Annotated in this window: 18 protein-coding genes; 5 read left to right on the plus strand and 13 right to left on the minus strand. The window is 74.2% G+C overall.

The annotated features are described in order from the left end of the window. Nucleotides 1-119 precede the first annotated feature (119 nt). Nucleotides 120-3,047, plus strand: a complete 2,928-nt coding sequence (locus ACH4TG_RS24785; protein ID WP_398244668.1) for an AAA family ATPase — start codon at nucleotides 120-122, stop codon at nucleotides 3,045-3,047. An 87-nt stretch (nucleotides 3,048-3,134) separates the two neighbouring features. Here the strand turns inward: ACH4TG_RS24785 and ACH4TG_RS24790 are convergent, their stop codons facing one another. Together ACH4TG_RS24790 and ACH4TG_RS24795 are read right to left on the minus strand one after the other, a co-directional pair. After that, the gene (locus ACH4TG_RS24790) at nucleotides 3,135-5,495 is read right to left on the minus strand and encodes a glycoside hydrolase family 65 protein (protein WP_398244669.1); all 2,361 of its coding nucleotides are present in this window, start codon (nucleotides 5,493-5,495) and stop codon (nucleotides 3,135-3,137) included. Then, nucleotides 5,492-6,235, minus strand: coding sequence for a beta-phosphoglucomutase family hydrolase (locus ACH4TG_RS24795; protein WP_398244670.1), 744 nt, complete (start codon nucleotides 6,233-6,235; stop codon nucleotides 5,492-5,494). Before ACH4TG_RS24795 ends, ACH4TG_RS24790 begins: the two co-directional genes overlap by 4 nt. Nucleotides 6,236-6,544: 309 nt before the next feature. On the opposite strand from ACH4TG_RS24795, the gene ACH4TG_RS24800 reads away from it, so the two are divergent. Next, nucleotides 6,545-7,861, plus strand: coding sequence for an alpha/beta hydrolase family protein (locus tag ACH4TG_RS24800; protein ID WP_398244671.1), 1,317 nt, complete (start codon nucleotides 6,545-6,547; stop codon nucleotides 7,859-7,861). 181 nt (nucleotides 7,862-8,042) lie between these two features. Here ACH4TG_RS24800 and ACH4TG_RS24805 read toward each other — a convergent pair whose 3' ends face one another. The 7 genes from ACH4TG_RS24805 to ACH4TG_RS24835 all read right to left on the minus strand — a co-directional run bounded on the left by ACH4TG_RS24805 (nucleotide 8,043) and on the right by ACH4TG_RS24835 (nucleotide 15,070). Next, nucleotides 8,043-9,017 (minus strand): carbohydrate kinase, encoded by a 975-nt coding sequence (locus ACH4TG_RS24805; RefSeq protein ID WP_398244672.1) that lies wholly within the window; start codon nucleotides 9,015-9,017, stop codon nucleotides 8,043-8,045. Next, a complete protein-coding gene (locus ACH4TG_RS24810) occupies nucleotides 9,014-10,003 on the minus strand; it encodes a zinc-dependent alcohol dehydrogenase family protein (RefSeq protein WP_398244673.1) in 990 nt (329 codons plus the stop codon). Before ACH4TG_RS24810 ends, ACH4TG_RS24805 begins: the two co-directional genes overlap by 4 nt. Then, on the minus strand, nucleotides 10,000-10,884 hold the full coding sequence (locus tag ACH4TG_RS24815; RefSeq protein WP_398244674.1) for a carbohydrate ABC transporter permease: 885 nt from the start codon (nucleotides 10,882-10,884) through the stop codon (nucleotides 10,000-10,002). Before ACH4TG_RS24815 ends, ACH4TG_RS24810 begins: the two co-directional genes overlap by 4 nt. Next, a complete protein-coding gene (locus tag ACH4TG_RS24820) occupies nucleotides 10,884-11,873 on the minus strand; it encodes a carbohydrate ABC transporter permease (RefSeq protein ID WP_398244675.1) in 990 nt (329 codons plus the stop codon). Before ACH4TG_RS24820 ends, ACH4TG_RS24815 begins: the two co-directional genes overlap by 1 nt. A 1-nt stretch (nucleotide 11,874) precedes the next feature. After that, on the minus strand, nucleotides 11,875-13,245 hold the full coding sequence (locus tag ACH4TG_RS24825; RefSeq protein ID WP_398244676.1) for an ABC transporter substrate-binding protein: 1,371 nt from the start codon (nucleotides 13,243-13,245) through the stop codon (nucleotides 11,875-11,877). 236 nt (nucleotides 13,246-13,481) lie between these two features. Continuing rightward, nucleotides 13,482-14,243 carry a DeoR/GlpR family DNA-binding transcription regulator gene (locus tag ACH4TG_RS24830; protein WP_398244677.1) on the minus strand — a complete coding sequence of 254 codons (762 nt, stop codon included), beginning with the start codon at nucleotides 14,241-14,243 and terminating at the stop codon, nucleotides 13,482-13,484. Nucleotides 14,244-14,593: 350 nt separating this feature from the next. Continuing rightward, complete coding sequence (locus ACH4TG_RS24835) at nucleotides 14,594-15,070, minus strand: MarR family winged helix-turn-helix transcriptional regulator (RefSeq protein WP_398244678.1); 477 nt, start codon at nucleotides 15,068-15,070, stop codon at nucleotides 14,594-14,596. Between the two features lie 177 nt (nucleotides 15,071-15,247). Between ACH4TG_RS24835 and ACH4TG_RS24840 the strand changes: the two genes are divergently transcribed. Next, entirely contained in the window at nucleotides 15,248-16,495 is a 1,248-nt protein-coding gene (locus ACH4TG_RS24840) for an MFS transporter (protein WP_398244679.1), read from the plus strand. Between the two features lie 277 nt (nucleotides 16,496-16,772). Continuing rightward, the gene (locus ACH4TG_RS24845) at nucleotides 16,773-17,555 is read left to right on the plus strand and encodes an aldo/keto reductase (RefSeq protein WP_398244760.1); all 783 of its coding nucleotides are present in this window, start codon (nucleotides 16,773-16,775) and stop codon (nucleotides 17,553-17,555) included. A gap of 109 nt (nucleotides 17,556-17,664) precedes the next feature. Here ACH4TG_RS24845 and ACH4TG_RS24850 read toward each other — a convergent pair whose 3' ends face one another. The 4 genes from ACH4TG_RS24850 to rfbB form a co-directional block, all read right to left on the minus strand. Continuing rightward, the gene (locus ACH4TG_RS24850; RefSeq protein ID WP_398244680.1) at nucleotides 17,665-18,078 is read right to left on the minus strand and encodes a DUF2795 domain-containing protein; all 414 of its coding nucleotides are present in this window, start codon (nucleotides 18,076-18,078) and stop codon (nucleotides 17,665-17,667) included. Between the two features lie 178 nt (nucleotides 18,079-18,256). Continuing rightward, on the minus strand, nucleotides 18,257-19,018 hold the full coding sequence (locus tag ACH4TG_RS24855; RefSeq protein ID WP_398244681.1) for a G1 family glutamic endopeptidase: 762 nt from the start codon (nucleotides 19,016-19,018) through the stop codon (nucleotides 18,257-18,259). 234 nt (nucleotides 19,019-19,252) lie between these two features. Then, the gene (rfbD, locus tag ACH4TG_RS24860; protein ID WP_398244682.1) at nucleotides 19,253-20,140 is read right to left on the minus strand and encodes a dTDP-4-dehydrorhamnose reductase; all 888 of its coding nucleotides are present in this window, start codon (nucleotides 20,138-20,140) and stop codon (nucleotides 19,253-19,255) included. Beyond that, on the minus strand, nucleotides 20,137-21,126 hold the full coding sequence (gene rfbB / locus ACH4TG_RS24865) for a dTDP-glucose 4,6-dehydratase (RefSeq protein ID WP_398244683.1): 990 nt from the start codon (nucleotides 21,124-21,126) through the stop codon (nucleotides 20,137-20,139). Before rfbB ends, rfbD begins: the two co-directional genes overlap by 4 nt. Nucleotides 21,127-21,225: 99 nt before the next feature. Here rfbB and rfbA point away from each other — a divergent pair, with 99 nt between their 5' ends. Continuing rightward, on the plus strand, nucleotides 21,226-22,140 hold the full coding sequence (gene rfbA, locus ACH4TG_RS24870) for a glucose-1-phosphate thymidylyltransferase RfbA (RefSeq protein WP_398244684.1): 915 nt from the start codon (nucleotides 21,226-21,228) through the stop codon (nucleotides 22,138-22,140).

Below are 22,140 nucleotides of genomic sequence, written 5' to 3' on the forward strand. Positions count from 1 at the left end.
GCAGTGGTCCATACCAGGGTGTTGACCAGGGTCCTGGAGGGTCCTACATTCAGCGCCGCAGCAGGGCGTGCACACGCCCGCCACCCAGGGATCGAGGCTTGCGTCCGGAGGGGCTTGCGATGACCGAGCCGACCGCTCCAGCGGCGGGGAACCAGGCGGTCGCGCGCGCCCCGCGCCGCCGCGCCGCCGGACGGGAGGCGCTGCACGCCGCCGCGCGCGCCCGGCTGGCCGGCGGCGGCCTGCTGGTCACCGGGCCGGCCGGCATCGGCCGCAGCACCCTGCTGGCCCGGCTCGCCCGCGAGTACGCCGACGCCGGCCACCGGGTGCTGCGCTGCTCGCCCACCCCGCAGGAGCGCGACAGCCCGTACCTCGGCCTGGTCGACCTGCTCGCCGGGGTGGACGACGCCTGCTTCGCCGGACTCGCCGGCCACGCACGGGCGTTGCTCGACGGCGCGCTGCTGCGCGGCGCCCTGCCCGAGGGCGCCGACCCGCTGGGCGGACGCGACGCGCTCGTGCTGCGCGCCGCCGTGCGTTCGGTCGTCGCCGAACTGGAGCGCACCGGCCCGCTGCTGCTCGTCGTCGACGACGCCCAGTGGCTCGACACGCCGACCGCGGAGGTCCTCGCCTTCCTCGCCCGGCGCCCGGCGGGCCAGAGCCCGGTCCTCCTCGCCGCCCTGCGCACGCACAGCGCGGTGCCCGCCCGCGCGGGCGGTCCCGGCCGCCCGGGCACGGGCGGCGAGCTCGGCCTGGCGGACGTCGAGCGGTGGAGCGCCGGGCCGCCGGCGGCCCTGACCGTGCCGCCGCTGACGGCCCACGAGGCCGGCACGCTGCTGGACGACGCCGACCCCGAGCACGCCGGCCCGCCCTGGCCGCCGGCCGTCGTCGCCCGGCTGCACCACGCGGCGGGCGGCAACCCGCGGCGGCTGCTCGACCTCAGCGCCGCCCTCGCCGAGCGGGTGCGCACCGCCGGCGGAGCGCTGCCGGACGCCGGCGACCCGCTGCCGGTCCCGGACCGCCTGCGGCGGCCGCTGCTCGACCGGATCGAGGCGCTGCCGCCCGGCACCCGCCGCACCCTGCTGACCGCGAGCGCCGCCGCGAGCCCCACGGTCGGGCTGCTGCTGCGGGCCGGGTGCCGTGAGGCCTCCGCCGACGTCGACCTGTGCGTGCGCCACGGGCTGCTGGAGCAACCGCTGCGCGGGGTGCTGCGGTTCGCCGACCCGCTGGTGCCCGTCGTGCTGCAGGCCGAGGCGGGGTACGAGCAGCGGGCCGCCGTGCACCGCGCGCTGGCCGACGCCGCCGACGACGCGGTGGAGCGGGCCCACCACCTGGCCCGGCTCACCGCGGGCCCCGACTCGGAGGTGGCCGCCCGGCTCGCCGACGCCGCATCCGCCGCGCGCCGCCGGGGCGCGCCGGGCACCGCGGCCCGGCTCGGCCGCCTCGCGGCCGAGCACACCCCGGCCGGGCAGCCGGACGTCGACACCGAACGGCGGCTCACCGCGGCCGAGGACGCGGTCGCCGCGGGGGACTTCACCTTCGCCCGGCAGCTCGCCTACCAGGTGCTCGGCCGCGTCGACCGGCCGGCGGAACGGGTGCGCGCGTGGACCGTGGTCGTCGACTCCTGCGGCCAGGCCATGTCCGAGATCGACGACGTGTTCCCCGAGGCGCTGCACGACGCGGGCGGCGACCCCCGGCTGCTGGCCCCGCTGCACTACCGGATGAGCTGGCGCGAATGGATGGTCGGCGGTTCGGCGGCCCGCGCGCATCTGCACGCCGCGCGGTCGGCCGAACTCGCCGGCGCGGCGGGCGACCGGCACACGCAACTGCTGGCGCTGACCCAGCAGGCGGCCCTGGAGCTGTTCCTCGGGCTGCCCGAGGCCCCCGGCACCCTGGCCGCCGCGCTCGCCGCCCCGCACGACGTGCGGGCCATGGCCGACCACAACGGGCCGATCTTCCTCAAGCACCGCTTCCTGCTGGCCGACGACCGCCCGGACGCGGCGAGGAGGGAGCTGCGGTCGCTGGTGTTCACCCTGCGCCAGCGCGGCTCCGCCGAGAGCCTGAGCCAGTGTCTGATGGCCCTGGCACAGGTCGAGGAGCAGCGCGGCCGGTGCCGGCAGGCGCTGACCATCGCCCGGCAGAGCCTGCGGATCGCCCAGCAGGCCGGGCTCAGCCAGGGGCCCGCCTGGTACGCGCTCGCGCTGGCCGAGACGGCGGGCGGCAGCCTGCCGCAGGCGCTCGCCGCCGCCGAGACCGCGCGGCGGCACAGCGAGGACGACGACGACCGGCTGTTCCTGCCCCGGGCGCTGCACGCCGAGGGCCGGGTCCTGCTGCTGATGGGGCATCCGGAGCGGGCCGTTCGACTGCTGCGCCGCACGGCCGAGATGGAGACCGCGCAGGGACTGCGGGACCCGGCGATGCGGCGCTGGCACGCCGACCTTGCCGAGGCGCTCGCCCGGGCCGGCGCCCCCGACGAGGCCGACGAGGTCATCGCGGAGGCCCGGACGCAGGGAGCGCGGCTTGGGCGGCGCGGCGTGCTCGCCACGCTGGACCGCTCGGCCGGTCTGGTCGCCGAGGCCCGCGGCGACCGGGACCGGGCCGTCCCGCTGCTGGCGGGCGCCGCCGCGCGGCTGGCGGCCTTTCCCTACGTGCTGGAGGAGGGCAGGACGCGGCTCGCGCTCGGCCGGGTGCACCGCGCCCGCGGCGACGAGGCCGCCTCCCGTGCCGCGTTCGCCGAGGCGCTGCGGATCTTCACCAGGGCCGGGGCCCGCGCCTGGGTGGCGGTCGCCCGCGCCGAGCGGGACGGCTCCGGCGAGGGGCCGTCCGGTGGCGGCCCGCTGCCGCCGGACGGCCCCTGGTCCGAGCGGCTGACCTCGACCGAGCGCAGCGTCGTGGCCCGCGTCGCGGAGGGGGCCAGCAACCGGGAGATCGCGGCCGGGCTGGTGGTGAGCGTGAAGACCGTCGAGGCGGCGCTCACCCGCGCCTACCGCAAGCTCGGCGCCAGGTCCCGGGTGGAGGTCACCCGGATCGTGATGGCCCGCCCCACGGCCTGAGCCGGCGGCCGGAAGCGCGCCGGGCGGGCGGGCCGGACCCCGCCGGGCGGGCGGCCGCGCACCGCGGGGCCCGGGCACGCGGCCCGGTCACTGGAGGTGGTGCGGGCGGTGCAGCGGGGCGCGGCCGGGCGGCTGCTGGGGCTGCGGGCGGTGCGGCACCTCGGGCAGGTCCCGGACCGTGGGCTGGTCGGTCGTCAGCCGCAGCGGCTGCTCGTAGTGCAGGATGTCCAGCGGCTTCCCCTCGACCAGGGTGTACCTCGCCGTGGTGTTGCGGACCTCGACGTGCAGCCGGCGGCCGCGGAACATCAGGCGGAACGCGATCCGGCTCAGCGCGTCCGGCAGCCGCGGCGCGAACCGCAGCCGCCCCGCGTCGAACATCCGCATCCCGCCGAACCCGGCCACCAGCGCCGTCCACGTCCCGGCGAGGGCCGCGATGTGCAGCCCGTCGCGGGCGTTGTTCTCGATGTCCTCCAGGTCCATCAGCGCGGTCTCGCCCAAGTAGTCGTAGGCGAGAGGCAGAAGACCCACCTCCGCGGCGATCACCGCCTGGCAGTAGGCGCTCAGCGAGGAGTCGCGGACGGTCAGCGGCTCGTAGTACGCGAAGTTGCGGGCCTTCTGGTCCAGGGTGAACGCGTCGCCGCGCAGGTACATCGCCAGCACCAGGTCCGCCTGCTTGACCACCTGCTTGCGGTACAGGTCGAAGTAGGGGTAGTGCAGCATCAGCGGATAGCGGTCCGGCGAGGTGCTCTCGAAGTCCCAGCGCTGGTGCCGGGTGTAGCCCTGCGACTGCTCGTGCACCCCCAGGTCGTCGTCGTAGGGGACGGTCATCGCGGCCGCCGCGTCCCGCCACGCGGCGGTCTCCTCGTCGGTGACGCCCAGCCGCCCGGCGTGCCGCGGATGGCGTTCCGCGGCCTCCGCGGCGGCCACCAGGTTCGACTGCGCCATCAGGTTGGTGTACGCGTTGTCGTCCGCGACGGCGCTGTACTCGTCGGGTCCGGTCACCCCGTCGATGTGGAACGCGCCCGCGTGGTCGTGGTGCCCCAGCGAGCGCCACAGCCGCGCGGTCTCCACCAGCAGCGGCAGCCCCGTCTCCGCCTCGAACGCGTCGTCGCCGGTCACGCCCACGTAGCGGACCACCGCATGGGCGATGTCGGCGTTCACATGGAAGGCCGCGGTCCCGGCCGGCCAGTAGCTGGACGCCTCCTCGCCGTTGATCGTCCGCCAGGGGAACGTGGCGCCCTCCAGGCCGAGTTGGCGTGCCCGCTCCTGCGCGGCGGGCAGCATGTTGGCCCGCCAGCGCAGCACCTCCGCGGCGGCCCGCGGCGCGGTGAAGGTCAGCAGCGGCAGCACGAACGTCTCGGAGTCCCAGAACGTGTGCCCGTCGTAGCCGGACCCGGTCAGCCCCTTGGCGGGGATCGCCCGCTCCTCGGCGCGGGCGCCGGTCTGCAGGACGTGGAACAGGGCGAACCGCACCGCCTGCTGGATCTCCGTGTCGCCGTCGACCTCGACGTCCGCCCGCTCCCAGAAGGCGTCCAGATAGGCGCGCTGCTGCCGCAGCAGCCCGTCCCAGCCGGTGTCCCGGGCGCCCACCAGCGCCGCGTCGGCCTGGTCGCGCAGCGCCGGCAGCGAGCGGGCCCCCGACCATCCGTAGCCGACGAACTTCTCCACCCGCAGCTGCTCGCCCTCGCCGAGCACCGAGGTCACGGTCAGCCGGCTGACGTCGTCGCTGGACTCCGCGGACAGCTGGGTGGCGGGCGGGCCGCTCACCAGGTGGTCGGCGGCGGCCGCCACCCGCAACCGGCTGCGCCGGGTGGAGTGGATGAGCCGCAGCCGGGTGCCGTGCGCGAAGTGCTCCTCCGGGTCCAGCGGCGACTCCAGGGCGGCGGCCCGCCGCGGGTCGCCGGGGGAGATCGGAAGTTCCTCGTTGGCCGCCAGTTCGGACTGCACGACCACCCGCACCTGGCCGTTCAGCGGCTCGACCTCGTAGGAGATGGCGGCCACCGCGCGCTGGTGGAAGGAGACCATCCGGGTGGAGGTGACGCGGACCGCCCGCCCGGCCGGCGACACCCACTCGCACCGCCGTCGCAGCACCCCGGAGCGCAGGTCCAGCTCCCGCACGTGCGAGCGGATGGTGCCGTAGCGCAGGTCGAACGGCTCGTCGTCGACCAGCAGCCGCATGAGCTTGCCGTTGGTGACGTTGATGACCGTCTGCCCGGACTCCGGATAGCCGTAGCCGCCCTCGGCGTACGGCAGCGGGTGCAGCTCGTGCACGCCGTTGAGGTACGAGCCGGGCAGGCCGTTCGGCTCGCCCTCGTCGAGGTTGCCGCGCCAGCCGATGTGCCCGTTGGACAGCGCGAAGACCGACTCGCTCTGCGGCAGCAGCTCCAGGTTCAGCTCGCTCTCGCGAAGCGTCCAGGGCGCGACCTCGTACGCCGGATCGGTGATCACGCGCGCCTCCCCAGCAGCTCGGCCAGATCCGTCACCACGACGTCCGCGCCGTGCCGGTGCAGCTCCTCCGCCTGGCCGACCCGGTCCACGCCGACCACGTAGCCGAACCGCCCCTCGCGCCCCGCGTCCATGCCGACCAGCGCGTCCTCGAACACCGCGGACCGCTCCGCCGTCACCCCGAGCTCCTCGGCGGCCCGCAGGAAGGTGTCCGGCTTGGGCTTGCCCCGCAGGCCGAGCTCACGGATCGTCAGACCGTCCACCCGGACGTCCATCAGGTGCTCGATCCCCGCCGACACCAGCACGTCGCGGCAGTTCGCGCTGGACGACACCACGGCGGTCCGCAGGCCGGCCGCCCGGACCGCCTCGACGTACCGCACCGAGCCCGGGTACGCCTGGACGCCCTCGGTGCGGATCTTCTCCAGCACCAGCTCGTTCTTGCGGTTGCCGAGCCCGTGCACCGTCACCGCCTCGGGCGGGTCGTCCTCCTCGCCCTCGGGCAGCTCGATGTCCCGGGAGGCGAGGAAGGTGCGCACCCCGTCGGCCCGCGGCCGCCCGTCCACGTAGGCGTCGTAGTCGTCCACGGGGTCGAACGGGCGGAAGGCCGCGCCGTCCCGGTCGCGCAGGAAGGCGTCGAACATCTCCTTCCACGCTGCGGCGTGCACCAGCGCGGTGGGCGTGAGCACCCCGTCGAGGTCGAACAGGCAGGCACGCACTCCGTCGGGCAGACCGATCTCCGTCATGCCGCACCTCTTCCCCCAAGTGCAGGCACCGAATGCATCCGGACGGGGAAGTCCGCCCGACTCGCCGAACGTTCCGGTTACCCCCCAGGGGGATCCACCGGCCTGCCGGGTGGGCGGCGGGCCGGCGGGCGGCCACCCTGGTGAGGACCGCGAACGCGGCACCGGCCCGCACCGCCCGCACCACCACGTATCGCCGCACCGCCGCACCGCCGCACACGACCACGTACCGACCGCACCGCCGCACACGACCACGTACCGACCGCACCGCCGCGCCCGGCGCGGCGGGCACATCCCATGGGGGAGTCCATCGTGCAGACCCGTCGAGCCGCCGTGCTGTCGGCCGCCGCCGTCGCCCTGTCCGCCCTTCCCGGCCGTGCCGTGGCCGCGCCGGCCGCCGCCGGGCGGGCGCGCTCAGGGCCGGCACCCCGCCAGGGCCAGGTCCCGGCGGCCAGGTCCGCGGACGAGCGGGAGCCCGGCCTGCTGCGGGTGGCGCTGCCCGCACCCGGCGGGCCGTACCCGGTCGGCACCGTCGCCCTGCGGCTCGTCGACCGGTCCCGCCCCGACCCGTGGGTGGCGCGCCCGTACCGGGAGCTGATGGTCTCGGTGCGCTACCCGGCGCACCGGGCGGCGGGATACCCCCGGGCGCCGCAGATGCTGCCCGGCGAGGCCGCCGCCTTCGCCCGCCTGAACGGCCTTCAGGGGGTGCCGGGCGACCGCGTCGACTGGGCCGCGACCCGCACCCCCGCCCACCAGGGGGCGCCGGCCGCCGTCGGGCGGTTCCCCGTGGTGCTGTACTCGCCCGGCGCGGGCGACCCGCGCAGCCTGGGCAGCACGCTGTGCGACGACCTCGCCTCCCGCGGGTACGCGGTCGTCACCGTCGACCACACCTACGACGCGGTCGCCGTCGAGTTCCCCCGCGGCCGCGTCGAACTCACGGTGCTTCCCGAGGAGTTCGCGAAGGTCGCGCCGGATCCCGAGCACGCCGACCCGGCCAGGGTGGCGCCGCTGCTGCGCAGGACGGTCGAGGTCCGGGTGGCCGACACCCGCTTCGTGCTGGACCGGCTTCCCCAGGTGCTGCCGCCGGCGCTGCGCGACGTCCTGGACTTCGGGCGGCTCGGCATGTTCGGCCACTCCGCGGGCGGGTTCACCGCGCTGCAGGCGATGAGCGAGGACCCGCGGATCCTGGCCGCCGCGAACTTCGACGGGGTCCTGGCATACGTCCAGGAGGACGGCGACCACGGCTACCTCTCGCCGGTCGCCGCACACGGATTGGACCGGCCGTTCCTGCTCGTCGGCAAGGACGGCAACACGCGCCGCACCGTCCCGTCCTGGGACGCCCTGTGGAAGCACAGCACCGGGCCCCGCCACGGACTCACCCTGCGCGGCGCCGAGCACGCCACCTACACCGACGCCGAGCCGATGGTGCCGCAGATCGCCCGCGCCCTGCGCCTGCCCGCCGCCACCGTCACCGCGCTCATCGGCACGATCCCGCCGCGTCGCGCGATCGCGACGGAACGCGCCTGCCTGGCGGCCTTCTTCACCCGCTACCTGAACGCCGGCGCCGGCCGCCCCGGCCCGCTGGATTGGCCCGTGCGGCGCTTCCCCGACCTGCGGCCCTTCGCCTGACGGCAGCCGGGAGTGCGCGGCCGCCCCGGGCGTGTCGGCTTCCCCCGCCGGCGGCGTGCCGCGGCGCGGCGGGGGCGTACGCGGGTCGCGCGCCGGGGTGCGCGTCCCGGTGGGAGCCTCCCGGCGCCGGGCGTGTCGGGGCCGGATCCGGGCGGCCTGCGACGCGCCGCACCCGCCCGGCTCACCGGCCGAGCTCCGCGGCGGTCGGCGGGTCGGCGCCAGGGCGGGTGCACGTCAGCGCGGCCGCGCGGGCCGCGAGGTCCAGGGCCCCGGCGAGCACCGGCGGGAGGCGGTCGCCGGCGGTGGCGGCCCGCAGTCGGTCGCGGCACGCGGGGGCCGCGCCGAGCACCCCCGCGCCCAGCAGGACGCTGAGCAGGGCCGAGGTGAACGCGTCGCCGGCGCCCACGGTGTCGGCGACGGCGACCCGCGGCGCGGGCACCTCGTGGCTGCCCGACCGCCACCAGGCCCGGGCGCCGCGGGCGCCGCCGGTCAGCACGACCAGCGCTGGGCCGCGGCCGTCGGCCCAGCGCTGCGCCGCCTTCGCCGGATCGACGCCGGGGTACAGCCACGCCAGGTCCTCGTCGCTCGCCTTGACCACGTCGCTGGCCGCGACCAGCGTCTCCACCCTCTCCCGCAGATCCTCCGCGGAACCGGTCAGATCGGGCCGCAGGTTGGGGTCGTAGGAGACCGTGGCGCGCGGCGCCGTCCACCGCACCGCCGCGAGGACCGCGTCGGCGCCCGGCGGCAGCACCGCAGCTATCGACCCGGTGTGCAGGTGGGCGGGCGGCCCCGACCGCAGCGCGGCCATCGCCCCGGCGGCCGGCGACCAGGTGATGTCGAAGGTGTAGGTCGCCGCGCCCGACGCGTCGAGGGTCGCCGTCGCGGTGGACGTCGGCTCCCCGGTGACCGAGCCGGGCGTGAGCAGCACGCCGCTGTCGCGCAGGTGGGACCGCACCTGCCCGCCGAGGGCGTCCCGGCCGACCCGGGTGGCCAGCCGCACCGGATGGCCGAGCCGGCCGAGGCCCAGCGCGACGTTGGCCGGCGAACCGCCGGGCAGCGCGCGCCGGATGCCGGCCGCCTCGTCCACCAGGAGGTCGGTGAGGGCCTCGCCGACCACCAGGGCGGGTGCCGGGGAGGGCACGGGGGAGGAGGTCACGGCACCACCTGGATCTTGCGGCCCTGCCCGGCCTTGAACTGCTGGAGCGCGGCGGCGTAGTCGACCAGCGGCAGCCGGTCGCTGATGAACACCTCCGGGTCCAGCACGCCGCCCGCGAACAGTTCGGCGGCGCGTTCGTAGCTGTGCAGCACCGCCATCGAGCCGGTGATGGTGATCTCCTGGTTGTAGATGCGGTAGGGGTCGATGGTCGCGCGCGTCGCGTAGTCCGCCACGCCGAACTGCAGGAAGGTGCCGCCCTTGCCGACGCGTTCCAGGCCGTCCTGGATGGCGGCGGCGTTGCCGGTCGCGTCGATGACGACGTCCCAGCCGCGCGGCCGCTGGATCGCCTCGGCGCTGGTGGCGGTGGTGCTGCAGCCCAGCGCGCGGGCGGTGGCGAGGCGGTCCTCGTTGACGTCGACCATGTCGACGCTGGCCGCGCCGGTCCGCTTGGCGAGTTCCAGCATCATCAGGCCCATGGTGCCGGAGCCGTAGATCAGTACGTGCGCGGCCATCCGCGTGCTCAGCACGTCGTATCCGCGTACCGCGCAGGACAGCGGCTCGATCAGCGCGGCGTCGCGGGTACTGATGTGCTCCGGCAGCCTGATGCAGTTCGCCGCGGGGGCCGCGGCGAACTCCGCGGCGCCGCCGGGCACGGTGACGCCGATGGCGTTCCACCGCTCGCACAGGTTGTTGCGGCCGATCCGGCAGTAGTGGCACTCGTGGCAGTACAGGGACGGGTCCACCGCCACCTGGTCGCCGACCGCGAGGCCGGCCACCTCGGCGCCGACCGCGACGATCTCGCCGGCGAACTCGTGGCCGGGCACGATCGGCAGCGTCGGCGCGAACTCGCCCTGAAGGATGTGCAGATCGGTACCGCACAGCCCGCACGCGGCGACCTGCACCACCACCTCGCCCGTACCGGGGGCGGGGTCGTCGACGGTCTCGATGCCGACGACGCCGGGGGAGCTGATGACGGCTGCCTTCACTTGACGGCTCCAAGGGACAGGCCCTGGACCAGCTTGTCCTGGGCGGCGAAACCGGCGGCGAGCACCGGCAGGGAGATACAGACGGCGGCGGCGCACACCTTGGCCAGGAACAGGCCCTGGCTGGTGACGAATCCGGTGAGGAACACCGGGGCGGTGCCCGCCACGACACCGGTGAGCACCCGCGCGAACAGCAGCTCGTTCCAGCTGAAGATGAACGAGATCAGCGCGGTCGCGGCGATGCCGGGCATCACGACGGGGGCGATGATCCGGGTGAGGACGGTCGGCAGGCCGGCGCCGTCGATGGACGCCGCCTCTATGATCGCCACCGGCACCTCGGCGAGGAAGGACCGCATCATCCACACCGCGATCGGCAGGTTCATCGAGGTGTAGAGCACGACCAGCAGCCAGATGTTGTCCAGCAGACCGGCGTTCTTGGCGATCAGGTACACCGGCAGCAGGCCCGCCACCGCGGGCAGCATCTTGGTGGACAGGAAGAAGAACATCACGTCGGTCCACTTGCGCACCGGCTTGATCGACAGCGCGTACGCGGCCGGGGTGGCCAGCAGCAGCACCAGCAGGGTGGAGGCGATGCTCGCGGTCAGCGAGTTGACCAGCGGCGGCCACGGGCTCACGCCGGTGCCCGAGCCGAAGAACTCGCGGTAGCCGTGCAGGGTCAACGGCGCGGCCAGATGCGGGGGGTTGGCGGCCGCGTCCTGCTCGCCGTGCAGCGAGGTGAGCACCATCCACGCGAAGGGCAGGAAGAACACGATCCCGCAGAGCCACGCCAGCAGGCCCAGCAGGCCGCGGGTGCGGCGCTCCCGCCCGCGGGGCCGAGCCGGAGACTGGGCCCGCGTCCGCGGGCCGGCGACGGCGGTCGTCATCAGCGGGTCTCCTCTCGGAACAGCGACGAGACGGTGCGCAGCGCGAACGTCGCGACGATGATCGACAGCACCACCACGATCACGCCCTCGGCGGACGCCTGCCCGTAGTCGTGCGCCTGGTAGAAGGTCGAGTAGACGGCGTACGGGAGGTTGGCGGTGCCCAGGCCGCCGGAGGTGAGGGTGAACACGGCGTCGAAGTTCTGCACCACGTACACCGTGCCCAGCAGCGCGGCCAGTTCGAGGTAGCGCCGCAGGTGGGGGAAGGTCAGGTAGCGGAAGACCTGCCAGGTGGTCGCGCCGTCCACGCGCGCCGCCTCGACGACGTCGGTGGGGCGGCTCTGCAGCCCGGCCAGCAGGATCAGCATCATGAACGGCGTCCACTGCCAGATCAGCGACGCCTCCACCGCCAGCTTCGGCGACTGCGAAAGCCAGTCGGGCTGCGGCGGGTTGTGGCTGCCGAACAGGCTCCACACCCACGACAGGCTGCCGTTGAGCAGTCCGTACTCCGCGTTGTAGAGCGCGTGCTTCCACAGCAGCGCGGACGCCACCGGCACCACCAGGAAGGGGGTGATGAGCAGGGTGCGCACCAGGCCCCGGCCGCGGAACCTGCGGTCGAGGAGGAGGGCGAGGCCGAGCCCCAGCGCCAGGCTGACCAGCACCACGGAGGCGGTGAGCACCACCGTGGTGGTCAGCGACGCACGCAGCTGGGGATCGGTGAACTCGGTCTTGTAGTTGGACAGTCCGGCGAAGCCCTTGTTGCCGGGGTCGAGCGCGTTCCAGCGCATGAAGGAGATCACCAGGGTGCCGACGAACGGCAGTTGGGTCACCACGATCATGAACACCAGGGCGGGCAGCAGCGGCGCCCGCCGGGCCCACGCCCCGCGCGGGCGCGGGCGCGGCGGCCCGGCGGAGGCCACCGAGGGACCCCGGCGCAGCGCGTCGGGGGCCCGCAGCCGCCGGGAGGGGGAGGTGGTCGAAGGAGTGCTCATGTCACTGGCCCGCGTACTTCGCCGCGACCTTCTCGGCGAGCGACTGGCTCGTCTTCAGGGCGCTGTCGACGCTGGTGCGGCCGGCGATCGCCGAGCTGATCTCCTGGGAGACCTTGGTGCCCAGGTCGGTGAACTCCGGTATGCCGACGAACTGGATGCCGGGCGCGGGCCGGGGCTGGACGCCCGGGTTGCCGGGGTCGGCGGCCTCCAGGGCGGTCAGGGTCGGCTTGGCGAAGGCCGAAGAGGCGGCCACGTACTGCGCGTTGGAGTAGGTCGAGGTGCGCTTGCCGGCCGGGATCCGGGACCAGCCGAGCTTCGTGCCGACCAGGTTCTCGTAGCCCTTGCTGGAGGCCCAGGAGATGAACTTCCAGGCGTCGTCCTGGTGCTTGGACGCCTTCTGCAGGCCCCAGGCCCAGGTGTACAGCCATCCGGAGCTCTTCGTCCGGTCGACCGGGGCCGGCACGTAGCCGATCTTCCCGGCGACCGGCGAGTCGGACGCCTCCAGCGAGCCGGCCGCGGACGTCGCGTCGTACCACATGGCGACCTTGCTCTGCTCCAGGTCGTTCAGGCACTCGGTGAACCCGGCCTGCGGCGCGCCGGCCTCGCCGTGCTTGCGGACCAGGTCGACGTAGAACGACACGGCCTTCTTGAACGCCGGGCTGTCGACCTGCGCCGTCCAGTCCTTGTCGAACCAGGTGCCGCCCATGGTGTTCACCACCGTGGTCATGGGTGCGATCACCTCGCCCCAACCGGGCTGGCCGCGCAGGCAGATGCCCTTCATGCCGGACTTCGCGCCGTCCGCCTTCGCGGCCAGGTCGGCGACCTGCGCCCAGGTCGGCGCGGCGGGCATGGTCAGGCCCTTCGCCGCGAAGACGTCCTTGCGGTACATCAGGAACGAGGACTCGCCGTAGAACGGCTCGGCGTAGATCTGGCCGTTGTACGTCAGCGACTGCTGGATCGCCGGCAGGATGTCGCTCTGCGCGAAGGCGGTGTCCGCGGTGGTGTGCGCACTCAGCGAGGCGAGCCAGCCGTTCTTGGCGTAGATCGGCGCCTCGTAGTTGGAGATGGTCGCCACGTCGTACTGGCCGGCCTGGCTGGAGAAGTCCTGGGTGATCTTGTCCCGGACGTCGTCCTCGGGGAGCACGGTGAAGTTCACCTTGATCCCGGTGGACTTGGTGAAGTTGGCGGCGGTGAGCTTCTGCAGGTCCACCATCTGGGGGTTGTTGACCATCAGGACGTTGATGGAGTGCGAGCCGGATCCGCCGCCGGCGCCGCCCGCGCCGGAGCAGGCCGCGGCGAGCAGGGTGCCGCAGACCGCCAGCGCGAGCGGAGGCAGGACCCGGCGGGTGCTTCTGAGGGTGGTCGGTGTCATGATGCGTCCCTTTCATGACCGGTGTGAGGGTGTGCTGGGGAGCGGTGCGGTCGTGCGGGGGTACCGGGGGAACTCGCAGGGAGAGCCCGGGCGTTGCCGTGCGGGGATTGCGGGGATTGCGGGGATTGCGGGCAATCGCGGTGTTCTGCGGGGGAGTTGAGGGCGTGACGGGGTAGGGAGGCGGCCCGGAGGGGACCGGTGGGACGGAGCGGTTGCAGGGCGCGCGGCCCCGCGGGTCAGACCCTGAAGACGCGCGGGCCGAGCAGGGCGTAGCGGTGCGCCTCGGCGCTGGACAGACCGGTGTCGGTCACGATCGCCTCGAAGTCGGCGACCTCGGCGAAGCGGCAGAAGCTGCTGGCGCCGAACTTGCTGTGGTGGCCCAGGAAGACCCGCCGCCGCGAGACCTCCAGCGCCTTGGCCTTGACGTCGGCCACGACGGGATCGGGCGTCGTCAGGCCGAGTTCGCGGGAGATGCCGTTGGACCCGAGGAAGGCCAGGTCGATGACGAAGCCGGCGAGCATCGCGCAGGCCCAGGAGCCGACGGTGGCCAGGGTCCGGGCCCGGACCCGGCCGCCGAGCAGCAGCACCGTGGTGTTCGGGGAGTCGGCGACCGCCGCCGCCGTGGTGAGGGAGGCGGTGACCACGGTCAGCGGGCGGTCGCCGGGCAGGAGCGCGGCCAGGATCTGCGGGGTGTACCCCTCGTCCACGAACACGGTCTCTGCCTCGCCGAGCAGCTTGATCGCCTCGGCGGCGATCCGGCGCTTGTCGGCGACATGCAGCGTGACGCGCTGCGCCAGGTCCGTCTCGAAGCCGGCGCCCTCCACGGGATAGGCGCCGCCGTAGGTGCGGCGCACCAGACCGCGGCGCTCCAGCACCCCGAGGTCGCGCCGGATGGTCTCCGGCGCGACCGCCAGGTCGGCGGCCATGGCGGTGACCTCGACCTGGCCCTGGTGGCGGGCCAGCGCGAGGATGCGGTGCTGGCGTTCCTCGGCTCGCATGGTCCCACCTCGCCTCGTCACCGGTCCGGGCACGGCGTGCCCGGTGCTGCCCGTAGAAGAGTTATACCGCCGTGCCTGCGCCCGTCCGGTGCCCGTAACGGACAGCCTTGCGCCCGGTTCGGCCCGTCGCGCAGGACATCGACACCAGCTCGGAGGGGTGGCCGGTCGCGGACCGGGCCGACACGCCCCCGTTGGGCCGCAGGGAATGCCCGGTTCGGGCGGCGCCTGTTACCGGGCGCCTACACCTATCGCGGCGCCGGAAGCCGGGCCGGTCACGCCCGGTCCGGTCGGCGCGGGCGGAACGGCGGCCGGGTGCGGGGACGCTCAGCGCTGGTGCGGGTGGGCGGGGCTCAGCCCACCAGGGGACGCCGGTCGCCGCTGCGCGTCTCCTCGACCGCCCGGACCAGCGGGGCGAGTTGGGGTTCGGTGGCGGCCTGGTCCAGCGCCTCGCGCAGGGCGGCGGCGTTCGTCGGGCGGGCGGCGGCGAGCAGTTCCAGGCCGGCCTGGCTCACGTCGGTGTAGATGCCGCGCCGGTCGGTGGGGCACAGGTAGCGGGCGAGCAGGCCGCGCTCCTCCAGCCGGGTCACCAGCCGGGTCGTCGCGGACTGGCTGAGCACCACCGCGTCGGCGACCTGCTTCATCTGCAGATGCCCGCCCTCGCCGTCGTGCTGCCTGCTGAGCACATCGAGCAGCGAGTACTCGCGGACGCTCAGGCCGTGTCCGGCCTGCAGGGCGCGTTCGATGTGCGTCTCGATCCGCCCGTGCAGCACCGACAGCGCGCACCAGCTGTCGGCCAGGGCCGTCATTGCCGGATCCGTAGCGGTCATGGTCCCTCCAGGGCGGTCCGCGCCCGGGCACCGGTGCCGGCGGGCGCGCTGCCCACTATAGCGCGTTTGCAATTAACCCGCGTCTGCAATTATTGTGGGCGCTCGTAAGGCGCTGACGCCATCAATGCGCTCGACGAAGCGCCGCACCGCACCGCACCCACCCGGAAGGTTGTCCCCATGCCTCTCGCGCTCCTGGCCCTCGCCATCGGGGCCTTCGGGATCGGCACCACCGAATTCGTGATCATGGGCCTGCTGCCGCAGGTCGCCGGGGACTTCGGCGTCTCCGTGCCCACCGCGGGACTGCTGGTCACCGGGTACGCGCTCGGCGTCGTGGCCGGCGCGCCGCTGATGACCGTGCTCGGTACCCGCATCTCCCGCAAGCGGATGCTGATGCTGCTGATGGGGCTGTTCGTCATCGGCAACCTCGTGTCCGCCGCCGCACCCGTCTTCGCCGTGCTGCTGCTCGGCCGGGTGATCGCCTCCCTCGCCCACGGCGCGTTCTTCGGGATCGGCTCGGTGGTCGCCGCGGAGCTGGTGGCGCCGCAGAAGAAGGCCGGCGCCATCGCCATGATGTTCACCGGCCTGACCGTCGCGAACGTCGTCGGCGTGCCGCTCGGCACCCTCGTCGGCCAGACCGCCGGCTGGCGCGTCACCTTCGTGATCGTCGCGGCTCTCGGCGTCGTCGGGCTCCTCGGTGTCGCCCGCCTCGTCCCGGACATGCCGAAGCAGGAAGGCGTGCAGCTGCGCCACGAGCTGGCCGTGTTCCGCAACGTCCAGGTCCTGCTGGCGATGGCGATGACCGTGCTCGGCTTCGGCGGGGTCTTCGCCGCCATCACCTACATCGCGCCGATGATGACCGGCGTCACCGGCTACGCGGAGGGCTCGGTCACCTGGCTGCTGGTGCTCTTCGGCCTCGGCATGGTCGCCGGGAACCTGGTCGGCGGCCGGTTCGCCGACCGCCGGCTGATGCCGATGCTCTACACCGCGCTGGCCTCGCTGGCCGCGGTCCTGGCCCTGTTCACGGTGACCGCGCACGGCAAGGCCGCGGCCGCGGTGACCGTCTTCCTCATCGGCGCGCTCGGCTTCGCGACCGTGCCGCCGCTGCAGAAGCGGGTCCTGGACCAGGCGCACGGCGCCCCCACCCTGGCCTCGGCGGTGAACATCGGCGCGTTCAACCTCGGCAACGCCCTGTCGGCGTGGCTCGGCGGCCTGGTCATCTCGGCCGGCTACGGCTACACCGCCGTCAACTGGGTCGGCGCCGCACTCGCCGCCGCCGCGCTCGTCCTGGCCCTGGTCTCCAGCGCGCTGGAACGCGGCGCCCTGAAGCGCGGCACCTCGGACGGCGGCGCCCGGACCCGCGGCCGCGTCGTCGCCCGGATTCCGGCCGCGGGCGAGCCCGCCCGGGTGCCCGCAGACCGGCACTGACCGGCACTGACCGGCCCGCGGCGCTTCCGCGGCGCCTCCGCGATGCCGAAGCGGCACCCCGCCGCGTCCCCCGAACCACCCCCTGACCCACCCCCGTTCCGCACCCGGAAGGAAGTACCGCACCACCATGAGCACCACCCCCGCCACCAGCCCTCAGGCACCGTCCGGCGCCACCGCCGGCACCCCGCAGAGCGGCACCCCCGCCGCGACCGCGACCCCGGCCGTGCCCACCGTCGCCCTGGCCCACGGCATCGGCGACGGCGCCGGCCCCGTGGCCATGCCGCAGCTCGGGTTCGGCGTCTTCCAGGTCCCCGACGACGAGACCGCCGCCGCGGTCGGCGCCGCCCTCGACGCCGGGTACCGCAGCATCGACACCGCCTCGGTCTACGGAAACGAGACCGGCGTCGGCCGGGCGCTCGCCGCGTCGGGCCTGCCCCGCGAGGAGCTGTTCGTCACCACCAAGGTCTGGAACGCCGACCAGGGCCACGACAGCACGCTGCGCGCGTTCGACGCCTCCCTCGCCCGGCTCGGCCTGGACCACGTGGACCTCTACCTGATCCACTGGCCGGCGCCCGCCCAGGACCGCTACCTCGACACCTGGCGGGCGCTGCGCGCGCTGCTCGCCGACGGCCGGGTCCGCGCCATCGGCGTGTCCAACTTCCAGCCCGCGCATCTGCGCCGCCTGATCGAGGACGGCGGGGTCGTGCCCGCGGTCAACCAGGTCGAGCTGCACCCCGGCCTGCAGCAGCGTGAACTGCGCGCCGTCCACGCCGAGTTCGGGATCGTCACCGAGGCGTGGAGCCCGCTGGCGCAGGGCGCGCTGCTGGACGAGCCGGCGCTCGCCGCGATCGCCCGGAAGCACGGCAGGACCCCGGCCCAGGTGGTGCTGCGCTGGCACCTGCAGCTGGGCACCGTGGTGATCCCCAAGTCGGTGACGCCGGCCCGCATCCGGGAGAACCTCGACGTGTTCGGCTTCGCCCTCGACGACGCCGACCTGGCCGCGATCGCCGGCCTGGACCGGGGCCTGCGCACCGGCCCCGACCCCGACACGCTCGACTGATCCGGGTGACCCCGAGCGCGGTGGTCTCCCCGCGCGCCACGGTGGAGCCGCAGGCGGGTCATGCCCGCCTGCGGCTCCGTGCGCGGCGGTCATGCCACCGCGCTCGGGGTCACCCGCCGCGCTGCGGGTTCTCCTCCACGCCGAATCCCATCGCCTGCACCACCGCCTGCACGTTGCGGTACTCCGTGCCGCTCGGCAGGTCCGACACCCGGTCGAGCAGGGCGTCCGGGGCCTGGTGCCGGTGCAGGGAGCCGAGCAGCGCCGAGCGGCGCGCCGGGAAGATGCTGGGTTCCAGGTGCCTGGCCAGGTCGCTGCGGACGATGACGTCCTCCGGTGTCATCCCGGACGGCGCGCCCGGGCTGGGGACCGCCACCAGTCCGGTGACCAGCTCGTCCTGGACCGACTGCGGTTCGAGGGGTTCCTCGGAGCGCACCGGGCGCGTGGACCGCAGCGCGTCCTGCATCTCCCGCTTCAGCTCGTCGTCGCGGACGAATCCGGTCTTGTTGCTTCCCTGGTCCGTCATAGACCTCGGCCTCCCTTGTCGCGCGCCGGCCGGCGGGCCCTCCTTCTCCGGGCGCCGCTGCCTCCGGTTCCGGCTGGGGTTCCCGCTCGGGTACCCGCCTGTTTCGTGACGAAACCGGCCGGGGCCCGGGGCCCCGGCCGGTTCGCGGTGCGTCACGCGCCGGACACCGACTGCGATGTCAGCTGTGGTTCCAGGTCACGCTGAAGTTCTCGCCGCTGGAGAGCGACGACGTGGTGGCCTTGGTGGTGCTGCCGGACGCCATGTTGATCTTGTCGGGGGAGAAGTTGCCGATCGGCTGCCCGTTGGCGGTGGAGCCGGTGAACGACGCGGTGCCGAAGTTCGACAGCGGCAACACCCCGGTCGAGCTGGACGGGGCCTCGGCGATGATCTCGGCCGAGTAGTCCTGGGCGGTGCTGGAGTTCTTCTTCGTGGTCTTCGTCCAGCCCCTGGTGGTGTCGCTGAGGGTCAGCGTGAAGGTGCTGCCGCTGACCGACACGGTGGCGGTGAAGTGGTCGCCGGGGCTGACCGTGTTGCTGTAGTTGACCGGGTAGGCCGGGTACATCTCGTACCACGACGAGTAGTACGCCTGCCCGCCCGAGCAGTCGGCCTCGGTGCCGGTCTGCTCCACGGAGTTGCTGCCGTCGCCGTCGATGCCGACCCAGAACGACGAGTACGTGGTGGCGCTGCCGCAGTGCACGGTCGGCTGCACCCAGCTCGCGGAGACGCTGGTGAACGTGCCGCCCGAGGCGGCGTATCCGGACCAGTTGGAGCTGGTGCTGTGGGTGATGCGGGCGCCGGGTGCCACCAGCACGTGGCCGGCGACGGGGGTCTGCCGGATCGCGGAGCCGGCCGAGGCGACCGCTGAGGGCGCGGTCGCCAGGGCGGACAGGACTGCTGCGGCCACGGCGGAAACGGCGGTGATGCGGATGGTTGCCGACATGCTGCTCCTTCTCGCGGGTCTCGCGGTGCAGGTGCAACGGGCGTAGATCGGTGGGGTGTTCGTGACGCCCGGTGCGTGATTGTCAGTGTGCAGACAACACTGGGAGTGGTGGCACCACCGCGTGACAAACGATCGGCAAAGGTCCCGCCAAGTCCCGTGGGAGGCACGGGCGCACGCCAAGTCGGCTGCTGTGCACGGGTGTCGGGAACGCTGCGGCCGGGCCGGCCGGCCCGGTCAGGTGGGGGGAGCGGTGGTCGCCGCGGTCAACACCGGGATCGCCGCAGCGAGTTCGGCATGCCAGTTGTCCATCGGCGCCATGCCGGCCCTGGCCCACCCGGCGTGGCCGAGCACGCTGTACGAGGGCCGCGGGGCCGGGCGAGGGAACTGCCGCGAGGTGGTCGGGCGCACCCGGTCGGGGTCCAGGCCCGACAGTGCGAACGCGGCCCGGGCCAGCCCGCACCAGCTGACCTGGCCGGACGCGGTCGCGTGGTAGACGCCCGCCGGGGCCCGCCCGGCGAGCGCCGCGTCGCCGAGACCGGCGAGCCGCACCGCCAGCGCCCGCGTCCAGGTGGGCTGGCCGACCTGGTCGTCCACCACGTCGAGCGTCTCCCGCTGCCGGGCGAGCCCCAGCATCGTCGTGACGAAGTTGCGGCCGTGGGCGCCGTACAGCCATGCCGTGCGCACCACGAAGCCGCGCTCGGGCAGCAGTTCGCGCACCGCGCGCTCCCCGGCGAGCTTGCCCCGGCCGTACGCGTTGAGCGGCGCGGTCGGTGCGTCCTCCGGGTACGGGCGGGCGGCGTCGCCGGCGAACACGTAGTCGGTGGAGACGTGGAGCAGCACCGCGCCGTGGCGTGCGCAGGCCGCGGCCAGGTGCCGCGGGCCGTCGCCGTTGACGCGGGTGGCCGCCGCCTCGGCGCTCTCCGCGCCGTCGACGTCCGTCCAGCCGGCCGCGTTCACCACCACGTCGTGCCCGGCGACGGCGGCGTCGGCGGCCGCCGCGTCCGTGACGTCGAGGCCGGCCCTGGGCAGGCCCGTCACCGCCAGGCCGGGTGTGCCGGCGAGCACCTCCACCAGGTCGCGGCCGAGCATGCCGCCCGCGCCGGCCACCAGCCAGCGGCTCACCGCGGCAGCTCCGCCTTGGCCTTCAGCGGCTCCCACCAGTCGCGGTTGTCCCGGTACCAGGCGACGGTCGCGGCCAGCCCCTCGTCGAAACCGACCTGGGGCACGTACCCCAGCTCCTCGCGGATCTTGCCGATGTCCAGGGAGTAGCGCAGATCGTGGCCCTTGCGGTCCGGCACCTGCTCGACCCGGTCCCAGTCCGCGCCGCAGGCCGCCAGCAGCCGGCCGGTCAGCTCCCGGTTGCTGATCTCGGTGCCGCCGCCTACGTGGTAGACCTCGCCGGCCCGCCCGTGGTGCAGCACCAGGTCGATGCCCCGGCAGTGGTCCGCCACGTGCAGCCAGTCCCGTACGTTGCGGCCGTCGCCGTACAGCGGCACCTTGCGCCCGTCGAGGAGGTTGGTGACGAACAGCGGGATCATCTTCTCGGGGAAGTGGTAGGGCCCGTAGTTGTTCGAGCAGCGCGTCACCGTCACGTCCAGGCCGTGGGTGCGGTGGCAGGCGAGCACCATCAGGTCCGAGGACGCCTTCGACGCCGCGTAAGGGGAGTTGGGGGCCAGCGGCGAGGACTCGGTCCAGCTGCCCTCGGCGACCGAGCCGTACACCTCGTCCGTCGAGACGTGCGCGAACCGTCCCACCCGGTGCCGCAGTGCCGCGTCCAGCAGCACCTGCGTGCCGAGCACGTTGGTGGTCACGAACGGCGTGGCGTCCACGATCGAGCGGTCCACGTGGGACTCGGCCGCGAAGTGCACCACCGCGTCCTGCCCGGCCGTCACCTCGTCCACCACCGAGCGGTCGCGGATGTCGCCGTGCACGAACGTGAGGTCCGGATGCCCCGCGACGTCGGCGAGATTCGCCTCGTTGCCCGAGTAGGTCAGGTTGTCCAGGACGGTGACCCGGGTCCCCGGCCCCGACGGCAGGTCGCCGCGGAGCGTGGCCCGCACGAACTGCGATCCGATGAAGCCGGCCCCGCCGGTGACGAGTATGCGCATGGGACCGTCATCGTAGGGGACACACGCCGCGCACGGTGATGTTCGGGGAACTTCGCGGTCCAACGATGGGAAACCGCCGCGATCGCTATCATCACCGGCATGCGTGGGATAGTGCTCGCGGGCGGGACCGGGTCACGCCTGTGGCCGATCACCAAGGCCGTCTCCAAGCAGCTGATGCCGGTCTTCGACAAGCCGATGGTGTACTACCCGCTGACCACCCTGGTCACCGCGGGCATCCGGGACATCCTGATCATCACCACGCCGGACGACCGGCCGCAGTTCGAGCGGCTGCTCGGCGACGGCTCCCAGTTCGGCCTGCGGTTCTCCTTCGCCGTGCAGGAGCACCCGGCGGGCATCGCCGAGGCGTTCGTCATCGGCGAGGAGTTCATCGGCGACGAGCCGGTGGCCCTGGTCCTCGGCGACAACATCTTCCACGGCGACGGCCTCGGCCGGCAGCTGCGCGGCTACACCGAGCCCGACGGCGGCGTGATCTTCGCGCACGCCGTGGCCAACCCGGGCGACTACGGCGTCGTGGAGTTCGACGCCGGCGGCCGGGCGCTGTCCATCGAGGAGAAGCCCGCCCGGCCGCGCTCCCGGTACGCCGTCCCCGGCCTGTACTTCTACGACGCCGACGTGGTCGCCGTCGCCCGCAAGCTCACCCCCAGCACCCGGGGCGAGCTGGAGATCACCCACGTCAACCAGGAGTACCTGGAGCGCGGCCGGCTGACCGTCTCCGTGCTCGACCGCGGCACGGTCTGGCTGGACACCGGCACCTTCCAGTCCCTGGTCCAGGCGTCGGAGTACGTCCGCGTCGTGGAGGAGCGGCAGGGCTTCAAGATCGGCTGCATCGAGGAGGCCGCCTGGCTGGCCGGCTTCATCGACGACGCCCGCCTCGGCGAGCTCGCCGAGCCGCTGCTCAAGAGCGGCTACGGCGGCTACCTGGTGGAACTGCTGCGGCAGCGCGGCTCCGACACCGGATTCGGCCACCGCACCGGCCGCTGGGACCGCGGCTAG

Source organism: Streptomyces sp. NPDC020917 (assembly GCF_044333795.1).
Taxonomy (GTDB): domain Bacteria; phylum Actinomycetota; class Actinomycetes; order Streptomycetales; family Streptomycetaceae; genus Actinacidiphila.

Bases quoted from the DNA above. Each gene is read 5' to 3' on its own strand.
- ACH4TG_RS24785 (WP_398244668.1), top strand. From the start codon at position 120: ATGACCGAGCCGACCGCTCCAGCGGCGGGGAACCAGGCGGTCGCGCGC.
- ACH4TG_RS24795 (WP_398244670.1), bottom strand. From the start codon at position 6,235: ATGACGGAGATCGGTCTGCCCGACGGAGTGCGTGCCTGCCTGTTCGAC.
- ACH4TG_RS24815 (WP_398244674.1), bottom strand. From the start codon at position 10,884: ATGACGACCGCCGTCGCCGGCCCGCGGACGCGGGCCCAGTCTCCGGCT.
- ACH4TG_RS24820 (WP_398244675.1), bottom strand. From the start codon at position 11,873: ATGAGCACTCCTTCGACCACCTCCCCCTCCCGGCGGCTGCGGGCCCCC.
- ACH4TG_RS24825 (WP_398244676.1), bottom strand. From the start codon at position 13,245: ATGACACCGACCACCCTCAGAAGCACCCGCCGGGTCCTGCCTCCGCTC.
- ACH4TG_RS24830 (WP_398244677.1), bottom strand. From the start codon at position 14,243: ATGCGAGCCGAGGAACGCCAGCACCGCATCCTCGCGCTGGCCCGCCAC.
- ACH4TG_RS24835 (WP_398244678.1), bottom strand. From the start codon at position 15,070: ATGACCGCTACGGATCCGGCAATGACGGCCCTGGCCGACAGCTGGTGC.
- ACH4TG_RS24840 (WP_398244679.1), top strand. From the start codon at position 15,248: ATGCCTCTCGCGCTCCTGGCCCTCGCCATCGGGGCCTTCGGGATCGGC.
- ACH4TG_RS24845 (WP_398244760.1), top strand. From the start codon at position 16,773: ATGCCGCAGCTCGGGTTCGGCGTCTTCCAGGTCCCCGACGACGAGACC.
- ACH4TG_RS24850 (WP_398244680.1), bottom strand. From the start codon at position 18,078: ATGACGGACCAGGGAAGCAACAAGACCGGATTCGTCCGCGACGACGAG.
- ACH4TG_RS24855 (WP_398244681.1), bottom strand. From the start codon at position 19,018: ATGTCGGCAACCATCCGCATCACCGCCGTTTCCGCCGTGGCCGCAGCA.
- rfbB (WP_398244683.1), bottom strand. From the start codon at position 21,126: ATGCGCATACTCGTCACCGGCGGGGCCGGCTTCATCGGATCGCAGTTC.
- rfbA (WP_398244684.1), top strand. From the start codon at position 21,226: ATGCGTGGGATAGTGCTCGCGGGCGGGACCGGGTCACGCCTGTGGCCG.